Origin of the sequence: Trichocoleus sp. FACHB-262 (assembly GCF_014696035.1) — a bacterium.
Lineage (GTDB): Bacteria > Cyanobacteriota > Cyanobacteriia > FACHB-46 > FACHB-46 > Trichocoleus.
This window is the reverse complement of sequence record NZ_JACJPK010000097.1, coordinates 105074-126188: the sequence shown is the minus strand read 5'-3', so window position 1 is coordinate 126188 and position 21115 is coordinate 105074. Positions and strand designations below refer to the sequence as shown.

At 48.3% G+C, this 21115-nt stretch carries 12 protein-coding genes; 3 read left to right on the top strand and 9 right to left on the bottom strand.

What is annotated here, in order from left to right; translation table 11 throughout:
- Positions 1 to 11: 11 nt before the first annotated feature.
- From H6F68_RS22885 to H6F68_RS22865, 5 genes are all read right to left on the bottom strand, one after another.
- The gene (locus tag H6F68_RS22885) at positions 12 to 905 is read right to left on the bottom strand and encodes a DNA-formamidopyrimidine glycosylase (protein WP_190562567.1); all 894 of its coding nucleotides are present in this window, start codon (positions 903 to 905) and stop codon (positions 12 to 14) included.
- 26 nt (positions 906 to 931) lie between these two features.
- Positions 932 to 1306 (bottom strand): photosystem I reaction center subunit IV, encoded by a 375-nt coding sequence (locus H6F68_RS22880; RefSeq protein ID WP_190438065.1) that lies wholly within the window; start codon positions 1304 to 1306, stop codon positions 932 to 934.
- A gap of 104 nt (positions 1307 to 1410) precedes the next feature.
- The gene (locus H6F68_RS22875) at positions 1411 to 2061 is read right to left on the bottom strand and encodes a DUF6391 domain-containing protein (RefSeq protein ID WP_190562565.1); all 651 of its coding nucleotides are present in this window, start codon (positions 2059 to 2061) and stop codon (positions 1411 to 1413) included.
- A gap of 265 nt (positions 2062 to 2326) precedes the next feature.
- Positions 2327 to 3259 (bottom strand): hypothetical protein, encoded by a 933-nt coding sequence (locus H6F68_RS22870; protein ID WP_190562563.1) that lies wholly within the window; start codon positions 3257 to 3259, stop codon positions 2327 to 2329.
- A 512-nt stretch (positions 3260 to 3771) separates the two neighbouring features.
- A complete protein-coding gene (locus H6F68_RS22865) occupies positions 3772 to 4548 on the bottom strand; it encodes an RNA polymerase sigma factor SigF (protein WP_190438057.1) in 777 nt (258 codons plus the stop codon).
- 497 nt (positions 4549 to 5045) lie between these two features.
- Between H6F68_RS22865 and H6F68_RS22860 the strand changes: the two genes are divergently transcribed.
- Positions 5046 to 5924, top strand: a complete 879-nt coding sequence (locus H6F68_RS22860) for an S-methyl-5'-thioadenosine phosphorylase (protein ID WP_190438054.1) — start codon at positions 5046 to 5048, stop codon at positions 5922 to 5924.
- On the opposite strand, the gene H6F68_RS22855 is transcribed toward H6F68_RS22860, so the two are convergent.
- Positions 5913 to 6512: an SRPBCC family protein gene (locus H6F68_RS22855; RefSeq protein WP_313930216.1), complete on the bottom strand. Its 600-nt coding sequence runs from the start codon at positions 6510 to 6512 to the stop codon at positions 5913 to 5915. The two genes, H6F68_RS22860 and H6F68_RS22855, sit on opposite strands and share 12 nt — an antisense overlap.
- Positions 6513 to 6547: 35 nt before the next feature.
- Entirely contained in the window at positions 6548 to 8698 is a 2151-nt protein-coding gene (locus H6F68_RS22850) for a GAF domain-containing sensor histidine kinase (protein ID WP_190562561.1), read from the bottom strand.
- 288 nt (positions 8699 to 8986) lie between these two features.
- On the opposite strand from H6F68_RS22850, the gene H6F68_RS22845 reads away from it, so the two are divergent.
- Positions 8987 to 10696, top strand: a complete 1710-nt coding sequence (locus H6F68_RS22845; RefSeq protein ID WP_190562559.1) for an ATP-binding protein — start codon at positions 8987 to 8989, stop codon at positions 10694 to 10696.
- Between the two features lie 10 nt (positions 10697 to 10706).
- On the opposite strand, the gene H6F68_RS22840 is transcribed toward H6F68_RS22845, so the two are convergent.
- A complete protein-coding gene (locus tag H6F68_RS22840) occupies positions 10707 to 11567 on the bottom strand; it encodes a DUF3598 family protein (RefSeq protein WP_190562557.1) in 861 nt (286 codons plus the stop codon).
- Between the two features lie 8 nt (positions 11568 to 11575).
- Positions 11576 to 12406, bottom strand: coding sequence for an ABC transporter permease (locus tag H6F68_RS22835; RefSeq protein WP_199300253.1), 831 nt, complete (start codon positions 12404 to 12406; stop codon positions 11576 to 11578).
- 250 nt (positions 12407 to 12656) lie between these two features.
- Here H6F68_RS22835 and H6F68_RS22830 point away from each other — a divergent pair, with 250 nt between their 5' ends.
- Positions 12657 to 21059 (top strand): tandem-95 repeat protein, encoded by an 8403-nt coding sequence (locus tag H6F68_RS22830; RefSeq protein ID WP_190562553.1) that lies wholly within the window; start codon positions 12657 to 12659, stop codon positions 21057 to 21059.
- Positions 21060 to 21115 lie beyond the last annotated feature (56 nt).

Here is a 21115-nt window from a genome sequence, read left to right as displayed (position 1 = left end):
TGCTCTCTAATTTATTCTGACTTGGTATGGGGTTGGCATTGCGAACAAAAGTGAGCAGAGCGACCTGCCAACTTCAATCGCTCGATCGGATTGTCACAAACTCGACAAGCCGTGCCCGTCCGGTTATAAACCCAAGCCGCTCGGCCATAGTTGCCATTCACGCCTTGGACATTGAGGAAGTTGCTAAAGGTTGTCCCTCCAGCATCAATGCTTGTCTCTAAGACTTGAATTACGAACTTGCGTATTCGGTCAATTTGCTCAGGCGTTAAGTCTGTACAGAGCATTTGCGGATGAATATTGCTGAGAAATAAAGCTTCGTCTGCATAAATGTTGCCCACCCCTGCCACCAGGGTTTGGTCTAGCAAAGCATTTTTGATGGGACGACGCCGATTATGCAGCTGCTGCGCTAGATATTCTACCGAAAACTCGTCTGAGAAGGGTTCAGGGCCGAGTGTTTGTAATCCTGTCATTACGCTTTCAGGCTGCTGTCCGGGTGGCACCCACCACATATGGCCGAAGGTACGTTGGTCCACAAATCTGAGTTCGCGATCGCCCGCAAAAAATAGTCGCACTCGTGTGTGCTTTTGCAACGGCTCGCTCGGATCAAACCAAAGTAACTGCCCAGTCATCCGCAAATGAACGCCTAGCCAACCTCCAGGTTGTAGGGATTGCGCTTCTGTAGGGGTAAAGCATTCGGTAGAGCGTTCAAGTTTTGCCAACAAGTACTTCCCTCGCCGCTGCCAAGCCGCGATCGCACTTCCCTTCAAGGCCGTTAAAAAATCAATACTAGAAACTGGGTAGGCAATGGCGCGATCCAGCAACACATCACCACCCAGAATAGTTCTGTTCAGGGTCACCTGTTGGAGACCCCGACGAACTGTTTCAACTTCAGGCAGTTCAGGCACAATCTAACCTTAGAATTCGGTTTACCCTAACGGGAATCCGTTCCCTGGTTAGCTCCGCCTTCCACAGTCGCATTCGCTTCACCAGCTTCCGGCTTAGCAGTTTGCTTCGCGTTAGTCTTGGTGTCTTGTCCAGTTCTACGCTTAGCAGCGTCGAGAGTCGTGTTTCCACCGCCGGGCGCAGCAGGTACTCCTTGCTTCGCCTTAGCTTTTGGAGCTTCGATCTCTACGACTTCCTCGGTCGCAAAGTTGTTGGTATTGACACCAGCGTAGTTAACCTTATCAAAGCGAACAATAACTGGATACTTAATACCACTCTGGTCAATCGAGGCAACAGTGCCTACATCTTGAAACCAGAAAGATTCTTTACGGAGGATACGGACTTTAGAACCACGTTGAACCATGAGTGTCTTTTTCCTTAACTAATTTTCAACACATATGGCTAATCGATCCTCAGAGTACTACTCCAGAAGGCCTCTCGGTTCGTTCTGCTCTTTAAGTTTTATTTCTACTCAATCCAGTGAACCCGCACAAAGTGGGCTGGCCGTCCCCAATCATCCCGAATTGCGGTTACCCCTGCGATCGCTAAATTGAAGGGAATCGCGGTCGTAACATACTGCTGGGCTAAGCTCCCTAAGTCAGGTGCCAAGTGAGCTGCTGTGGTAGCAGCTAATCCCAGGCCTAGTAGCTGTTCAATTGGGCCTTTAGGCAGAAGCAAGTGGATACCAAGGGCTAATCCTGTCGTGAGCAGCATATTGACCGATAAATTAGTGCCGCAACGAGGATGAACCGCTAAGTTCCACTCCCCCTCCGTAATTCGCTGCAAAGCCTGATGCACTGACCACCGTAGATATACTGTATCCACTTGACCATAAAGATAAAACCCCTGATCCGTAGACATCCCTCCCAACAATTCATTGTCTGCGGATAGGGATCTAGAAACTGTCCCAGCATTAACGCTATGAGAAGACTCACTTAAAACCCAAACCGTTGCATGCTCCAAGGCATGAACTTGTCGCAACATCAAAAGCTCTTTGAGAGCAGGAATGAAGCTAAGTTGTTTTAGGAGATCAGTATCTTGAGTTTGGCTTGGATTCAGCAGCTCAGGGTTCCAAAAGCCTAGAGGTTCGCTATTCTTTTCAGAAGCAAAGGCGGCCATAACACCCCAACTTAACTGACCAATTTAGCAATAGCAGTCTTCTTTAACTCTAACGTTCCTACCTAGAAAGAGTTAAAAATTTTGTTGTTGCCTAGTTAGAAACCATGACCCTAGAAAGCAATTCGTGATCAGCGCTATCCAGTCAAGCAAAGCTGAAGAGCACACTCTAGGCTATACAAAACAAATAGAGAAGCAGAGCGATCGCCTAGCTTCTCCACTGAAAACCCTCAACGCGTTGAGGTAAATTTTTTCCTTAGTGACAGGACTACGAGATAGCAGCGCTCCCACCATTACTGAGCCAAGGAGCGTTGAAAATAGCTGCTGTTGGTGTGCCGGTTGCGGGTTGCACTCTCTCTCCAACTCTCTTAGCAACTTCAATTCCGTATTGCTCAAAGATCACAATTGGATCAGAGCCTTCATTCATTTCAATCCGCTTCACTAACACTTGACCGTTAGCGAGTCGCTGCCCCACGCTGACGTAACGACTAGTATTTTCGTTAGGTGCCTTAATAATTGCCTGAGCTTGTTCGCCAACTTGAACCACCCCTGAAACCTCAACTGCCTGAGCTAGAGCTGGCTGCGGTAATGGTGGCAAAGCCGCAATTGCAGGAGGTATCGACCGAGGCAAAGTTCCTGGCCGAATGGGTGTCGCTCCTGCCACTGTAGGCCTGCTGCCTGGCCTGGCTCCTGCCGTGTTCGTTCTTCCAGGGCTTCCTGCACCAGCAGTCGTTCCTGGAGACCTGCGAGTAGCACCAGGAGATCTATTAGTTGGATTAGTTGTATTGGGCCTTGAGGCTACTGGAGAGGCTCCTGGGAGGGTTCGGACCTGAGGAACGGCGCGTGGAGCAGCAGTCGGTGTAGTTGCATTTGGAGAAATAACCGGAACTGGTGGTAGCGGCAACAAAGCAAACGGATCTTGACGACCCTGCTGTACCTGACGCGCCCGTTCATCAGGATTGGTTGACTGAATCAAAGCAGGGGCAGCAGCGCCAGTTCTCGGCTTTTGAGCAATTAACGGGGGTTTCTTAGCTGAGAAAGGCTGTGCTTTGGGGGAGGGTTTGGCAGGAACTTGTGTCACCACTGTAGGGGCAACAGAAGGGGTCGGCGAAGCAGCTTGCTCGTCACCTCCCTCTCCGGCACACCCACTCATTAAAAGAGCCAGCATCCCTGTAAATGCAATCACTTTAACTTGACGCATCGCCAATTCCCCAAAACTTTCTTACAGAATAGCCTTACTTGCACTGTTTTGTGCTAAGGATTCGACTGAAATCTTACTAGAAATAGTGTTATTCTTGCTAAGATCTTTGCACACTACCTACTGTTGATTACTTCCCGCTTAGTAGCCAATCAACTTGCCCGTTTTTAACGTAAAGTTTCAAGAAGAGAGTAAGATCCAGCGAGAAAATGGGTAAGCTCGGCAACAGCACCAAATAACTTGCTATTTGAAAGTTTCTTCAACCCTAAAGCTATCGTTCGATAGATGCTTTTTGTAGTACAAGCTCAAATTTCATTATTTGAGAATGCGTATGGTTTGGTTAATGAAACTACTCTGCGATCGCCAACTTAATCTTTTCGATTAACTACCGCTTACTAACACGATTTATGAGTCAACCCCATCAAAGGCAAGCTCTGAAAATCAGCGATTGGCTTACAGTTTCATATTCCTAAACCAACCCAAAGCAAAGAAACAATCAATAGATTGAAGCCAACTTACTCTTCCACAGTAGCCATTGATTCTTTAAGTAAGTGCAGTCCTTTCTTGACTCGCCGAGAAACCGTAACAGCACTGATTCCTAAACGCTCAGCAGTTTCTTTTTGAGTCAAGTCATACAAGAAAACAAACTCTAAAATCTCACGAGTTCTACTCTCTAATTGGAACAAAGCTTGGTGTAGGCGAATTTGATCTTCCTGAGCCAGTTGGAAGCTGCGGTAACGATTATCAGGAACTAGTTCTCCTAGAGAGGCGGACCCTTCATCTTCGTCCCGTACAGGTGCATCAAGACTTAGAGGTGCACGGTTTTTTAAAGCTAATTTAATTTCCTGCCATTCTGATACTGAAATCTCTAACTCTGTAGCCACCTCTGCATCGCTTGGTTGGCGGTTAAGTTGAGTTTGCAGATTCTGAATTGCCCAAGCTGCTTGTTTTTGTAGTGCTTGCCAACGACGAGGAATTCTCACCGAAGAACCCCGATCTCTGAGGTAATGTTGAATCTCACCTCGAATGTAAGGAATAGCAAAGGAACTAAACGCGTGTCCCTTCGACATATCAAACCGCTCGATCGCCCGAATTAAACCGATAGAGCCAACTTGAAGTAAGTCCTCATAGTTTTCTGTACATTGGTTAATCCAATGATGTGCTTCTCTCCTAACAAGTCCTAAATTGAGTTGAACTAGTTGGTTCCGAAGTTTCGCGGAGGGGTTTTTCTGGTACTCTCGCAACAGTTGTAAGCTTTCACTCTTGAGTTCATTGGTGGCGGTAGTTTGCATGACGAGATTCAGGTGGTAGAGCAGTGAACTTGATAAGCACCAGATAAAGTCTTCTTTAGTCTTACCAGCCCCTCGCAGCTAGGGCTGTGATATGTAGCATATTTAACTGCGACCCTTGCGATAGTTTTCCATCACTGAGGTAAAAGACTAAAAGCTTGTACAGGGCAGAGAAACTAGATTTAGCTCAAAACAAATTATTCTATTCGTGAGTCAATCTATATAACTTTCGTCTTTTGGTTGGGCTATACAGTTGCACATTAAAGTTATTCTTTATCCCGAATCCCCAACAACTGCATTTCTACGGAACCTGATTTTGGGTCACCAGACATGCTCATAAGAATTATCTTGATGCACTACAAACTTAGCAGGCATCAGAACATTTCATAAAATCGTTTTATGATTTCACCTAAAACTATAGGCTGCAATTATATAATGAATGTCCCTCTTGCCAGTAGAATAGCTTGGCGATGCTACTTGGGAAATACAGGGAAATAAAAATGGCTCAGGCAAAGATCGGCATCATTGGTGGAAGCGGCCTCTACAAGATGGAAGCTTTGAAGGATGTAGAAGAGTTACATATAGAAACACCATTTGGCCCGCCTTCAGACGCACTCATTTTAGGAAGCTTAGAAGGAACTCGCGTTGCATTCCTAGCGCGTCATGGCCGAAACCATCATCTTCTACCATCGGAACTCCCATTTCGAGCCAACATCTACGCCATGAAAAGCTTGGGCGTAGAGTATTTAATCTCAGCTTCTGCTGTTGGTTCCTTAAAGGCAGAAGTTAAACCGCTAGATATGGTGGTGCCCGACCAGTTTATTGACCGCACTAAAAACCGTATTTCTACCTTTTTTGGCGATGGCATCGTGGCTCATATTGCCTTTGGCGACCCAGTTTGTCTGCGCCTTGCTCAAGTTTTAGCAGATGGTGTCAATAGCTTGAATTTGCCAGATGTAACCCTACACCAAGGCGGCACCTACGTCTGTATGGAAGGGCCCGCATTCTCCACCAAAGCTGAATCGCATTTGTACCGCAGCTGGGATGCTACTGTCATTGGGATGACCAACTTGCCAGAAGCAAAGTTGGCGAGAGAAGCAGAGATTGCTTACGCGACCCTAGCGCTGGTTACAGATTATGATTGTTGGCACTCAGATCACGACAGTGTGACGGTAGATATGGTCATTGCTAACTTGCAACGCAATGCAGTTAACGCTCAGCGAGTGATTCAGGAAACGGTACGTCGTCTTAGTGAAAATCCACCAACTTCTGACGCCCACTCAGCCTTGAAGTATGCCATTCTCACACCTCTAGATAAAATTTCAGAAGCTGCTAAAAGTAAGCTTGATTTATTGCTCTGCAAGTACTTAGCTAAATAACTCTTCTACTCGCTGACGAATAGCTAAGAGATTTAACGGCAAATCGTGCTGTAAGCGGCGCTCTAAAAAGACAATCGGCATTGTCCGTTTAGGCCAGACTAGTACGGTATAGCTAAGGCTGGTGCCTGACCTATCTTCTTTCATTTCAGGTTCCAGCCGCCAACAGCCTGAATATGCGTTAAAGTCTCCTTCAACCATATTGAAGTGAATTGCTTGCAGAAATACTTCTTCAATATCTAAGACGACCCGAGCTGAGAAGTTAACCCGTAGCAGACGTTGAGTACCGATCTGCTCTAAGCGAATTCCGCCTTGAGGATGCTTTAAGCGCTCACTTTTACCTAGATTAGGAATGAATTCAGCCAAGGCTGCATAGTCAGTCAGAACTTGCCAAACTTGTTCCACTTGACGAGGAATGGATATTTTGGCAGAGATTCTTCGCTTTCTTCCTTCAACTTGCTCAGTCTTAACTTCTACGGCTTGAAGCAGTGCTGGGTCAACAACTTCGGTGGTCAGGTTCAGCATTGCTGCTTGAACTTCAGCATTTGCTGATAAGTCAGGATCTAAGTTGGAAGTGAATTCATTAATCACAAGTTTTTCCGATCAAAACTACAAGTTTGAGAAGATTAGGGATTAGCACTATTGAAAGTGTGCGGCAAAGTTAATGTAAAGCAAGTTTCGCAACTGTCTGTTGCGGGCAGAGGATGACTGGCGACCGCGATCGCACCATTCAAATGTTGGACTAGACATTTCACCAAAGCAAGCCCCAAGCCTGTCCCCTGCACTGCTCGTTGGGTTACGCCTTGACCTCGACGGAACTTATCAAAAATGTAGGGCTGTTCTTCCTCTGCAATTCCAGGACCTGTGTTGCACAAGGTTAAGACTATTTGGTTGTCTGACGACTCAGATGGATGGGCGACAACCAGACGAATGATGCTGTTAGGCTCTGCGTACTTGCCAGCGTTGGTTAGGAGTTCTACTAAGATACGGTTTAAGCTGTCGTAATCGGTTTGTAAGATTAGCGATCGCTTCGGTAAGTCAGTAGTGAGGGTTAAGCCTTTACTTGCCAACCTTTCTTCAAAGGATTCTACTAGTTCATCAATCAAACTTTTGAAGTCAACTTTTTGCAGATAAACAGAAGCTTGATTAGACTCTAGCTTTTGCAAGGCTAGCAGGTCATTGATCAAGTTTGTTTCTTGATTACATTGCTGCTCCAGAATATCAAGGTATTTATTTTGGCGCTCCGGCGACAGTTCTGCTTGCCGCAACATCCGAATTGCTAAGGTCATGCTGGTTAAAGGAGTGAGCAACTCATGGCTCATGGTGCTCAAAAATTCATCCTTAAGCTGATTGAGCTGACGCAGTTGGTCGATCTGTTTGCGAGTTCGCTCATAAAGTTTTGCTTGAACCTCTAGACTCCGCTTTAGTTGCGCAGTGCGCTCTTCTACTAAAGCTTGTACTTGTCGCAGAGTCTGAGATTGAATAATGGCGGTGCTCACTTGCGCCCCGACCAACTCCAGAAATTTTAATTCTTCGGGTTCCCAACTCCGAGGTTGGCTATGCTGTAAAATCAAAAATCCCAAAATCGTTCCCTGGCTTTCCAAAGGCACCATCACGAGAGTAGGAAAAGTCTCTGGGGCAAAAACTGAAGCCACGCCCTCTGGAGGACCTGTGAGGTAAGATTCGTATCCGTTGGTTACTACTACTAGCTTGCTGGGATTGGAAAATGCTTGCTGACTCAGGACACATTCTGAAATCCAGAATCCTTCATTCAGTACTGGAGCCAAAACAGGTGACTGATTATGACTATTTGAAGTAGGGTTCAGCCACTCACACACAACTGAAGCTTTAACTCTAAGCGATGGCTCTAGGGATCGGCTTTTGACCATTGGGTCAGAGTATTTGAGCATTAATAGCAAGCTGCGGTCTACCTGTAGAGCTTGGGCAGTTCCCTCAGTAGCTAACTTTAGAATTTGATTTAGTTCTAGAGCATTGCGAACGGCTACAGTCAACTGCTCAATCAAGGCTTGCCGACAGTTTTGCTGCTGAATTTGATGTTGAGTATGAAATTGAGAAATGGCGATCGCGACTTGGGGCAACACACCATTCAAATTCGCCATCTCTGTAGTTGTCCAATGGTGAGCTTGCGATCGAACTAAACCAACCACCCCATTTTGCTGACCGTGAAACTGAGTTGTACTGCCTAAAAGAGCCCGAACTGATGGGCCATCCCATTGATTCTTGGCACCCGTCTCACATGGAATGGCTGCTAAATCAGAAATATTACATAACTCAGCGGAGCTACTGCTAAGAATAGTCTTTAGCGCTGGATGTTTAGCCAGCCGAGCTTGAGGCTGGTGGACAACTATGTCCTCTGCTGCCTGCCACCAGTAAATGGAGTGAGGCAAGAATTGGCTATTGGGACAAACAGCCAGATAACAATCTGCCTCAAATGCTTGACCTAAAGTTTGGGTAATTTTCTGTAAAATCACTTCTGGTTCAGCAGCAGTCACCAAAATATGACTTAGCTTTTGCAGAAGGGGAACGTAGCTTACAACATGGGGCATGGATAGAGACAGGGTGTCCTGCGCCAAAACCAGGTTCGTTGAATCAGGCGGTCGCAAAGCACCTGTTCTAGTAGCAGGAACTTGCGATTCTACAGGTAGCAACGTTTCTAAAGGCGGAGCATGCCGGAGTTGGCTTTGAGTTCCATGATGCTTGGAAACACTTGCTGAGTGCTGCGCGGCGAATTCTCTTGTTTCCTGGGAGTCCATCATGAACTACAAATTCTCAGCTAGCTTTACCTACGTAGCCACCCCGCTTAAGGTTAAGGTTCCCATCTGCACTTAGTCTCTAGCAGGTTGGCTTGATTAATTTAGAGCAAGTCAGGAGTTGTTTTTCGGGCTTAGTCTTTGCTTATTCTTCGTATTCCGCTCGCTCAGATTACCCTGGCCTCAGTGGTAAAAGTAACCGTGATTTCGCGGCGATTTTTGATTAGAGGCAAATATTGTCAGCTTTACCGTTATGTTGATACATAAGAACTGCTCTTGCTGTAGAGACTCCGTATGAACTCACAACAACTTTCTTCGGCTATGCAGCCTATCCCCAACGCGATTGGAACAGTAAAAGGGCCAGGGGAGAATGGGAATCAGTACGTGTTTATCACTACGGATAATCAGCAGGTCAAGATTGGTGAGTTTGTCTACTATGAGACCGCCCTTAAAGCAGCCGGAGATAAGGCACAAATCACGCTTCAAATTTTGGGCAAAATTGCTGCTCTGCGGTTGATTGACCACCTACCAGATCGCATTTTTGCCGATACAGAAATTAGTCCAGACGCGATCGCAGCTTTAGTGGGCTTTGCCTATCCCAATCCCGAGATTTACGAGGTAACTGTCGAAGTCATTGGTTACTTCGATCGCAATCTGGGGTTCATGAATCCTCGTAAAAGCCCTGATCCAGGGGCCAAAGTTCATTTAGCCAGCGACGCACTACTTCAAACAATTCTCAACAAAAAGCAGCCTGATGACATTGGAGCAGCCCAGATCGGCTCAATTTTGCTGCGCGAAGGTGAAGCGGTGCCGATCGTGCTAGATGTGAAAGAGCTGGTGAGCACGCACATGGCGATTCTAGCGGGTACAGGATCTGGCAAATCATACACTGCTGGGGTGCTCGTTGAGGAATTGTTGCGGCCCTACAATCGAGCAGCGGTACTAATTTTCGATCCTCACGGTGAATACAGCACACTGGAGCAAATGCGCGGCCATCCTGCCTTTGCTGCCGATGGCTACTCACCTGAAGTGAAGATTTTACGGCCCGATAGTATCCGAATTCGCATTTCTTCTTTGGACTATTACGACATTTTGATGTTGTTGCCAGAGATGAGCGATCGCCAGCAGTCGATTTTGAACAAAGCTTTCAACTTAGTCAAACGGCATAAACGTGGCGAGTACCGCTGGGACGTACAAGACTTAATTGCTGCGGTCTATGAAGCAGATAAGCAAACCGATGAAGAAGGGAATGAGAAAGCAGGTTCTTCAGCCCCTGCTCTGGAATGGAAGTTAGAGCGACTGGAGCGATCGCCCTATTTTCATGCCTTCGAGCACCTGACTCCTAAAGATTTGTTTGCCCCCGGACAAGTCACTGTGTTGCAAATGAACGAGATTAGCCAAGAAGAACAACAGGTGATTTGTGCGGCTGTCTTGCGTCAAGCCAACCATGCTCGCATGAACACGCAGAAGGAACTGTTGACACCTGAAGACGAAAACTATTTGCCCTACCCTGTGTTTATTTTGATTGAAGAGGCTCATCGCTTTGCTCCAGCTCACGAGCCTTCTCGTTGTAAAGCTGTCTTGCGGACAATCTTGAGCGAGGGGCGCAAGTTTGGCTTAGGGGTAGGGCTGATCACGCAGCGTCCTGGCAAGTTGGATGCTGACGTTCTGTCTCAATGTATGAGTCAGTTTCTGATGCGGATTGTCAACCCAGTAGATCAGGAAAGTTTGAAGTACGGCGTTGAAGCAGCAGGTCGAGACTTACTAAAGGAGTTACCTGCCCTGACTAAGGGACAAGTGATTATTTCAGGAGCTTGCATCAATACGCCAGTGCTCTGTAAAGTGCGGCAACGTCTCACATCTCACGGTGGTGAAACTTTGAATGCTCCCGATATGTGGCAAAAGTACTTCCAGCCCCATCGAGTTCAAGCGCGTGAAGTTGAGGTTGCGCCTGTGGTAGGACGCAAACGTCCAACAACCTTTAGAGGCGTCAGTATCGACTGATTCAGGTAACTCAGTTTGCAGCCGAAATTTTCTGCTCGGTCACTAGGGTGAGGCTGCTCCAACCTCCCTGGGCATCGTAGCGACGGACCATACGTTGACGCAAATCAGGCTCAATTAACCAGCCAACCTCTAGGACAAACGGCTGCCCTACTTGCAGGTGCTGAGGACAATTAGAAGAAGCCCCATTGGGTAACAACAAAACCCTTACTGCCTGAGCACTTTGGTCAAAATGAAGAATAGACCCATCAATCCTTGCTGTTGAAGTGATGGTCCGAGCTGCATCTCCTATTCCAAAAGTTAATTGCTGTACTAGTCGCTCAGGACTCTCTTGATGCAGCTTTAAGCGAGTGGGATAGGTATGAGGCGATCGCCAATCCGGATAAATGGTCACAGCCTCCCCTTGCCATTCCCCCAACAAGTCAGGCAACTGTAGCAGAGGCCGCTCAACCACTTCCGTTCCAGCTCGGGTTTCTCGAATCAGAGTCAACTGATGGAAATTTCCATCTCGGTTAAATAACTGCACCAGACGCAATCGTTGGTCCCCAGCAATTAGACCTAACTCAACACCAAACTCCGCAAACGGCCCGAACTGCATGGAACCTTGCGAGAAAGCACCATTTTCAAAGAAGAGGGTCCCTCGATTGAGAGAGCTATATTCTAAAATTTTGTCCTGGATTTCTGGCTTTCCAGAAGCGTCTTGACTTGGCAGAAAACGACGCACCAATTGCCGCATCGTTTGATTATTGTTAATCCCTTCAAAGGCAACCAGGGTAGGCGTATTCGCTAAGACTTCTCCGTCAGGCCCAAGCTGGGTAAACGATCCCCGCCAGTCCCCCAGATTTTCTAGCAAGCATTCCCACTGAGACTTCATCTTCACCCTTAGCGAACGGCAAAGCGACGCACCGCAAATAAACTACCCATGAGACCAACTAACCCGCCGAAGCTGAGGAGGACTAGCGGCAATAAGAGCAGCTTAATAGGGCTGAGTTGTACGCCATCTGTTAGAAACTGGATCAGGTCGGGTTGTTGAGCTAACAGGTTTCCGAGGAAATGCTGAACAGCGCTAATCAAACCCCAAGCCACCACTGCACCAGCAATGCCAAAAGTAATCCCTTGCAAGATAAAGGGTAGATAAATCCAGGCTGTAGTGGCTCCTACCAACTGCATGATCTCAATCTCCCGTCGCCTGGCCATCACAATTAGGCGGATCGTGGTTGTAATTACGGCGATCGCAGTCAGTGTTAATACGCTTGTAATCGTGAAGCTAATCCAATTCAATCCCTGATTGAGCTGAGCAATACGCTTAACGGCTTCATCCACGTATCGAACTTCTTCAACACCTTGCAATTTTCTCAATTGCTCGGCTAAAGTTGGTACGCCCTCAGAGGTGCGGGCTTTCACCTTGAGTTCATCTACAAGGGGATTGCCGTTTAATTGCTGCGTTGCACCTGCAATGTCTGAGATTCCCATTTCTTTGACTAACGCGGCCCAAGCCTCCTCTTTAGAAATTGCTTTTACAGCAATTACTTCTGGCAGTGCCTCCACAATAGGTTCCAGTGTTGTTGCCTCCACCCCTGTATTCAGGTAAACCGACACCTCTAACTGGCTACCAAATTGACCCAACAGGCCTTCCAGTTGCCAAGAAGCTTGTAAGCTAATGCCAAACAGGAAGAGCAACACAGTTACTGTGCTGACCGCAGCCCAGTTCATCCACCCTCCCCGACGAAGGCCAAGCAGTGTCTCTCGCAATAAATAGTCCAACTTCGTTAGAAATCGAAACACATTTCCCTACGCCTTTGGAGTTACTGACAATTCGAAATAATTTTTAGATCGTCACAGTGTTAATTTTGACACCAATTCTGTCCATCCTGATTCATATTGGTGCCTCTTTAAAAATTTTCAGTTTTTTTGTATTTCAGCTTTTCATCTTAACTTCGCGCTTCAGTAGTAGGTAAATTGCATGACCCTGAGTATCAGCGACCTGTTCGAGGAGAGTTATTACCTCTTCAACAATCCAGATGTCGCAGAAGCCGTTCGCCAAGGATTTTTTAGCAGTGGTTTTGAGCACTTCATTCAGTTTGGCCAGTTTGAGTTAAGTAGCAGCCCTAGTCGTGCTCCTAGCCCTCTCTATGATGAAGGTTATTATCTAGCCAACAATCCAGATATTGCAGCAGCTGTTCAAGCAGGAGTGTTTAGGAGTGGGTTTCAGCACTTCATTCAGTTTGGGCAATCTGAGTTGGGCCAAAATCCTGGATCAGTAGAAGCTCCCTCCACGCGCTCTCCCAGTCCTATATTTAATGAGGCTTTCTACCAAGCCAATAACACAGATGTCACCTCAGGGGTTCAAGGCGGGCAATTCAGTAGTGGATACGAACATTTTGTTCGCTTCGGTCAGTTCGAGACTGATACAGTCGGCACCCGCGATCCTAGTCTTCTCTACAATGAGCAGTTCTATTTAGCCCACAACCCAGATGTAGCCAATGCGGTTACAAGTGGATTCTTTGAGAGTGGTTTCCGGCATTACATCCTATTTGGTCGGCGAGAAGGTCGCGCTGCTATTAATACGCCGCCAGTTGCTAATGGGGATAGTTTTACTGCAAACGAAGATAGTGTCACGATCACGCCTGTCCTGGTAGCAAACGATGGCGATCGCGATGGAGACACACTTGCGATCGCAGGTTTCACGCTCCCTGCTAATGGGACGTTGGTTGACAATCGAGATGGCACATTTACCTACACTCCTAGCCCCAACTTCAGCGGCACTGATTTCTTTACCTACACAGTCAGTGATGGTTTTGGTGGAGTAGCGAGCAGTACAGTCACCCTCACAGTCAATCCAGTCAATGATGTTCCTACTGCTGGAAACGATACTGCCACAGGGAATGAAGATACACCTCTCATTCTTAGCTTTGCTAACTTACTCATCAATGACACCGATGGGGATGGGGATACTCTCTTAGTAACAGGGGTCGGTCGTCAGCCTACTAACGGCACGATCACTAGTAACAATGGTGCTTTTACTTACAACCCTACAGCAAGATTTTTTGGTACTGATAGCTTTACCTATCTCGTTAGTGATGGGAAAGGAGGAACCGCCACTGCCACCGTTAACTTAACCGTTAACTTAGTTAACCTAGACCCAGCCGCAAACAATGATGCGCTGACGATCAACGAAGATACACCGGGCACAGTCAATCCCTTGGCCAATGACAGTGACCCAGATGGTAATCCACTGACCCTGGTTAGTTTTGGTCAACCTAGCAAAGGTAGTGTTACCAACAACAACGGTACCCTAACTTACACACCGAACGCTAATACTAGCGGCAACGATAGCTTTACTTATGTCGTTAGCGATGGGCGCACAGGAACAGCGACTGCCACAGTCAACATTACTGTCAACTCCATCCAAGACGCACCGATCGCTGGTAACGACGCGTTTACGACGAATGAAGACACACCATTCCCCTTCAGGTTTACTGACTTAACCAGGAATGATACTGATCCGGATGGCGATCAAATCTTCCTAAACGGCTTTACTCAGCCTAGCCAAGGTAGCGTCGTAGGCAATGGGGATGGCACTTTCACCTATAACCCTGGCTCCAACTTTAACGGCAGCGACAGCTTTACTTACACCATTCGTGATAGTGCAGGCGGCAGTGCAACCGCCACAGTTAGGCTAATCGTTAATTCCATTAACGACGTCCCTGTAGCAACCAATGATGCTGTTAGCGCGACTGAAGATACGGCATTCGCCATTAGCACTGCTACTTTATTAGCAAATGATTCCGATGCCGATGGAGATCCCAAGATCATTACTGGATTCTCGCAAGCAGGGAATGGTCGAGTTGTTGACAACGGCAATGGATTCCTGACCTATACGCCCAGCCCTAATTACAGTGGTACGGATAGCTTTACTTACACCATCACCGACGGCAAAGGTGGTAATGCTTCTGCCACAGTCAATATTACAGTTGCTCCAGTTAATGATGGACCTCCCGTACCTGGTAGTGACGCCTTTACCACGAACGAAGACACAGCAGTTCTGATCAGCGGTGCGGCGCTTCTAAATAATGACACCGATCCAGATCCGGGTGATCGCCTTTCCATTACGAGCGTAGGTTTGCCCTCTAGGGGTTCGCTAACCAACAACAACGGCACCTTTACTTACACACCGAACGCCAATGTCAACGGCACGGATAGCTTTACCTACGTTGTCAGCGATGGCAATGGGGGTACTGCCTTGGGAGTCGTTAATCTGACTATTAATTCAGTTAACGATGGACCTCCGGTTGCTAATGCTGATAGTGTCACGACGGATGAAGATACGGCTAGCGCTAGCTTCAACGTACTTGCCAATGACACTGATACTGAGGGTGATCTAATTACGCTGCTTAGTAACACGCAGCCAGCCAATGGATCACTAACTAGCGCAGGTGATGGCACGTTTGTTTATACGCCTAGGGCTAACTTCAATGGCTCGGATAGCTTTAGCTACACCATCAGTGATGGCAATGGTGGCGTAGCTTCAACGACTGTTCGCATCATCGTCAACTCTGTTCAAGATCCTCTGGTTGCCAATAACGATACGATCGCAACTAATGAGGATGCACAACTCAGTTTCGGCAGTAATCTTCTTACGGCGAATGACAATGATGGTGACGGCGATCCGTTTAGCATCAATACGTTTAGCCAACCTACCCAAGGCAGTCTAAGCCGTAATGGCAGTGGGACGTTCACATACACGCCTAATGCCAACTTTAACGGTAGTGATAGCTTTACCTACACAATTAGAGATAACGCTAACGGCGGCACAGCTAGCGCAACGGTTAACATTGTTGTCAATTCGACTAATGATGCTCCCATTGCGGGCAACGATGCGATCGCTGTCAATGAAGACACTCAAACTCTGATCACGATTGATCCGACGTTGCTCGGTAATGATTCTGATCCAGACGGAGACATCCCGTTTATTACCAGCTTTGCTCAACCAGGTCGGGGCTCACTGGTAGATCAAGGAGATGGCACCTATCTCTACACACCAAATGCCAACATCAGTGGGACAGATAGCTTTACCTACACGATTAGTGATGGTCGAGGTGGTACTGCAAACGGCGTTGTCAATCTTACGATCGCGCCCGTTAACGATGCTCCTACAGCGCGGAATGACGCCTACACCGTTAATGAAGACACTCGGCTCTCGATCACTGCTACGAACGGGGTACTAAGAAACGACACTGATATTGATGGCGATCGCCTGATTGTTAGTGTTTCTGACACTAACAGCGCCCAAGGCGGAACTGTCGTTGTCAATAACAATGGCAGCTTCACTTACCAGGCTCCCACTGACTTTAGTGGGACAGATAGCTTTACCTATACCGTTGCTGATCCAACCGGTGCCATCAGTTCAGCTACGGTCATTATGACGGTCAACCCAATTAATGATCGGCCTACAGCAACGCCTGATGCAGTTACCACGAATGAGGAAGAAGCAATCACAATTGACCTCACTGATAACGCCAGTGATGTTGATGGAGATGTTCTCACGTTTGCTACTGCAACCAATCCTAGAAATGGAGCGGTTACTAACAACGGTGATGGAACTTTTAACTACACACCAAATGTTAACTTCTTTGGCAGTGATAGCTTCACCTACACGGTCAGCGATGGTAGGGGAGGAACGGCTACTTCTAGGGTTTCAATTACTGTTGATAATGTCAACGATGCTCCAGTAGGCCGGAATGATAGCTTCACCACCAGTGAAGACCCAGTCCTTGGATCTGTCACGATTCCAAATGTATTAGCCAACGACAGTGACGTTGATCGTGACCCCCTCTCCGTATCAAGCAACACTGACCCAACTAACGGCACTGTTGTTAATAACGGTGACGGTACGTTCTCGTACACACCAACTACTAACTTTAGCGGCACTGACAGCTTCACTTATGTAGTTGATGATCTTCAAGGGGGTACAGCTGAAGCAACGGTTCTGCTAACAGTCACACCTGTTAATGATCGGCCTGTCGCAACGAATGAAGATGTCAGCACTGGTGAAGAAACCGCGATCGCCATTAACCTGCTAGATAATGCCAGCGATGTCGATGGTGACTCACTAGCATTCTCTGTAGGGACTAATCCTAGAAATGGTACCGTTGTCAACAACAACGGCGTCTTTACTTACACACCAAGGCTCAACTTCTTCGGCAGCGATAGCTTTACCTACCGAGTCAATGACGGCAGAGGCGGCACCGCTCTAGCCACCGTCAACATTACCGTAGAGGACGTCAACGACGCACCAGTTGCTAGAAATGACAGGTTCACGGGTAATGAAGACACAGCGTTCACCTTTAATGTGATAGCTAACGACACTGACCTTGAAGGTGATCGGCTCAATGTAGCTGAGTTTACTGAAGTTGCCAATGGTACCCTGACACCCAATACTGATGGCACCTTCACTTATCAAGCCAATGAAAACTTCAATGGCTCAGATAGCTTCACCTATGTCATTGATGATGGTCGGGGAGGCACAGCCACAGCAACCGTCAATCTCACCATTCGGCCTGGCAACGACGCTCCAACAGCCATTAGTGATGATCTAGTTACCAACGAAGACACCCTAGGCAGCATCAACGTCCTAGCCAATGATAGCGACGTTGATGGCGATACATTAGGTGTTCTCACCTTCACCCAAGCGGCTCGTGGCACGGTGAGGAACCTCGGCAACGGCAACTTCTCCTACCAGCCGCTGACCAACTTCAACGGCTCTGACAGCTTCACCTACACCGTTCGTGATAGCAGAGGCGCTACTGCCACAAGCACAGTGAATGTCACTGTCAACTCGGTTAACGATGCTCCCATTGCCCGCAATGACACCCTGACGATCAACGAAGACGCTGGGGCTACTCCTATCAACATCCTGGTCAATGACACGGATGCTGATGGGGACACGTTGACTGTGATTAACTTCACAGAAACCACCAAGGGGACGCTACTCGCCGACAACGGCACCTTCAGCTACCAGCCGAGTCCCAATGCTAACGGCTCTGACAGCTTTACCTACGTCATCGATGATGGGCAAGGTGGCTCTGCTTCTGCCACGGTCAACATCGTCATTCGCTCCCTCAATGATGCTCCTCTGGCCGTCAATGATGAGCTAACCCTAGACGAAGACACCCTAGGCAGAATCAACGTCATTGCCAATGACACGGATGCTGACAGCACCTTTAGCGTTCTCAGCTTCACTCAAGCGGGTCGTGGTACGGTGAGAAACCTCGGCAACGGCAACTTCTCCTACCAGCCGCTGACCAACTTCAACGGTTCTGACAGCTTCACCTACACCGTTCGTGATGCTGCTGGTGCCACTGCCACGGCCACGGTCAGCGTTGGGGTTAACTCGATTAACGATGCTCCCATTGCTCGCAACGATAGTCAGACGATCAACGAGGACAACGCAGCGATTCTCATCAATGTCATTGCCAATGACACCGATGTAGACCGCGACCCCCTCACCATCGTCAGCTTCACAGATGCCACCCGAGGGACACTCACCGACAACGCCAACGGCACCTTCACCTATCAGCCGAGTCCCAATGCTAACGGCAGCGACAGCTTCACCTACGTCATCGATGATGGGCAAGGTGGCTCTGCTTCTGCCACGGTCAACATCGTTATTCGCTCCCTCAATGATGCTCCTCTGGCGGTGAACGACAGCTTGACGCTAGACGAAGACACCCTAGGTAGCATCAACGTCATTGCCAATGACACGGATGCTGACAGCACCTTCAGCGTCCTCAGCTTCACTCAAGCGGGTCGCGGTACGGTGAGAAACCTCGGCAACGGCAACTTCTCCTACCAACCCCTGACCAACTTCAACGGCTCTGACAGCTTCACCTACACCGTTCGTGATGCTGCTGGTGCCACTGCCACGGCCACGGTCAGCGTTGGGGTTAACTCGATTAACGATGCTCCCATTGCTCGCAACGATAGTCAGACGATCAACGAGGACAACGCAGCGATTCTCATCAATGTCATTGCCAATGACACCGATGTAGACCGCGACCCCCTCACCATCGTCAGCTTCACAGATGCCACCCGAGGGACACTCACCGACAACGCCAACGGCACCTTCACCTACCAGCCGAGTCCCAATGCTAACGGCAGCGACAGCTTCACCTACGTCATCGATGATGGTCAAGGCGGCTCTGCTTCTGCCACGGTCAACATCGTTATTCGCTCCCTCAATGATGCTCCTCTGGCGGTGAACGACAGCTTGACGCTAGACGAAGACACCCTAGGCAGAATCAACGTCATTGCCAATGACACGGATGCTGACAGCACCTTTAGCGTCCTCAGCTTCACTCAAGCGGGTCGCGGTACGGTGAGAAACCTCGGCAACGGCAACTTCTCCTACCAACCCCTGACCAACTTCAACGGCTCTGACAGCTTCACCTACACCGTTCGTGATGCTGCTGGTGCCACTGCCACGGCCACGGTCAGCGTTGGGGTTAACTCGATTAACGATGCTCCCATTGCTCGCAATGACACCCTCAGCCTCAATGAAGATGCTGCGGCTACTCCTATCAATATCCTGGCCAATGACACGGATGCGGATGGGGATACGCTGACTGTGATTAGCTTCACGGAGACCACCAAGGGAGCATTGACGTTCAACAACGGCGCCTTTAGCTATCAGCCGAGCCCGAATGCTAACGGCAGCGACAGCTTCACCTACGTCGTTGATGATGGCAATGGTGGCTCTGCCAGTGCAACGGTTACGATCAACATCGCCTCTGTCAACGATTTACCAGTGGCTGTCAACGATGTCTTGACCGTCAATGAGGATGCTTCTGGCACGATCAATGTCATTACCAATGACACGGATGCTGACGGTGACCCAATCACGCTGTTCAATTTTGGTCCAGCTAGTCGGGGCGTGGTGCGCAATAACAACGGCACTATTACATACACACCAAATCCCAATGCTAACGGTACAGATAGCTTTACCTACAGCATTACAGATGGCAGAGGTGGCACATCAACCGGTACTGTGAATGTCACGATTAATCCTGTGAATGACGCTCCGCTCGCGGGCAACGATAGTGTGACCACTAATGAGGACACCCCAGCGACATTTAATGTGTTTACTAATGACACTGATGCCGATGGTGATTCGCTCATTGTGATTAACTTCACTGACCCTGGTAAGGGGAGTATCACAAGCGCAGGGAATGGCAGTTTCACTTACACTCCGAATGCCAATGCCAACGGCTCCGATAGCTTCACTTATGTGGTGAATGATGCCAACGGTGGTACTGCGGCGGCTACGGTCAACATCACTATTAGCCCAGTTAACGATCTACCGATCGCGGTGAACGATGCTGTTACGACTAATGAGGATGCGGCTGTCACCGTTAACGTATTGGCAAACGACACGGATGTAGACGGTGATTTCCTCACGATCGCTGGTTCTACACAGGGCAGCAACGGCGCTGTTACTGACAACGGCGATGGCACCTTTAGCTACAATCCCAATCCCAACTTCAGTGGCACAGATAGCTTCACCTACACGGTCTCGGATGGTCGTGGTGGCTCGGCGACTGCCACAGTCAATGTCGCGATCGCGCCTGTGAACGACTTGCCGATTACGAGTACTGACTACTTTGTAGTGGGAGAAGGTGCGTCGCGTACGCTCAGCGATACGAATCTCCTAGCCAATGACTTTGATGATGATGATCTACAAAGCAGCTTGAGGATTGTTGGTCTCGCTAGCTCACCTGTGAACGGCACTATCACTCGTGGGAATGGTGGGTTCAATTACATACCAAGGTCAGGCTTCAACGGCAACGATAGCTTTAGCTACATCGTTCGCGATCCTCAGGGTGGTACTGCTACGGGTACTGTCAATCTTGTGGTAGCTCGCAACCTAGATAGCCCGTTCATCTTCTCGAAGAGTTCCGATAACAATATCGAGAATTCGACGACGATTCCTCACGCAACTGTCTCTGCTACAGGAGATGGGACATTTGATTACTACTCATTTACAGCAGGAGGTCCGACCGCAATTCTGGACATTGACTTTGGTGTGAAAGCAACAGGGTCAATCGATACGCAACTCTTCCTCTTTGATCAGACAGGAGCTTTAGTAGTACAGAATGACAATGCGTCAACCAGTAATGGTGGCCTTGGTAGTGCCTCTGGAGCCGATGCTTACATCAAAGCAACTAACCTGACTGCGAACCAAGTCTACATTGTGGGGGTTAGCCAATCTGGAGCTGGCTTCTCTGGTGGTCAGTTATTTGGTAATCCACCAAATCCTGGGCAAACTTATACCCTGCAAGTTTCTGTTGAAGGTCATCCGTTTGTCTAATAATCTGGAGGCTATCACTCTATAGCTGTAACACTGCCTCAACTGCGATCGCGGAA

Bases quoted from the DNA above. Each gene is read 5' to 3' on its own strand.
- H6F68_RS22880 (WP_190438065.1), bottom strand. From the start codon at position 1,306: ATGGTTCAACGTGGTTCTAAAGTCCGTATCCTCCGTAAAGAATCTTTC.
- H6F68_RS22875 (WP_190562565.1), bottom strand. From the start codon at position 2,061: ATGGCCGCCTTTGCTTCTGAAAAGAATAGCGAACCTCTAGGCTTTTGG.
- H6F68_RS22870 (WP_190562563.1), bottom strand. From the start codon at position 3,259: ATGCGTCAAGTTAAAGTGATTGCATTTACAGGGATGCTGGCTCTTTTA.
- H6F68_RS22865 (WP_190438057.1), bottom strand. From the start codon at position 4,548: ATGCAAACTACCGCCACCAATGAACTCAAGAGTGAAAGCTTACAACTG.
- H6F68_RS22860 (WP_190438054.1), top strand. From the start codon at position 5,046: ATGGCTCAGGCAAAGATCGGCATCATTGGTGGAAGCGGCCTCTACAAG.
- H6F68_RS22850 (WP_190562561.1), bottom strand. From the start codon at position 8,698: ATGATGGACTCCCAGGAAACAAGAGAATTCGCCGCGCAGCACTCAGCA.
- H6F68_RS22845 (WP_190562559.1), top strand. From the start codon at position 8,987: ATGAACTCACAACAACTTTCTTCGGCTATGCAGCCTATCCCCAACGCG.
- H6F68_RS22840 (WP_190562557.1), bottom strand. From the start codon at position 11,567: ATGAAGTCTCAGTGGGAATGCTTGCTAGAAAATCTGGGGGACTGGCGG.
- H6F68_RS22835 (WP_199300253.1), bottom strand. From the start codon at position 12,406: ATGAACTGGGCTGCGGTCAGCACAGTAACTGTGTTGCTCTTCCTGTTT.
- H6F68_RS22830 (WP_190562553.1), top strand. From the start codon at position 12,657: ATGACCCTGAGTATCAGCGACCTGTTCGAGGAGAGTTATTACCTCTTC.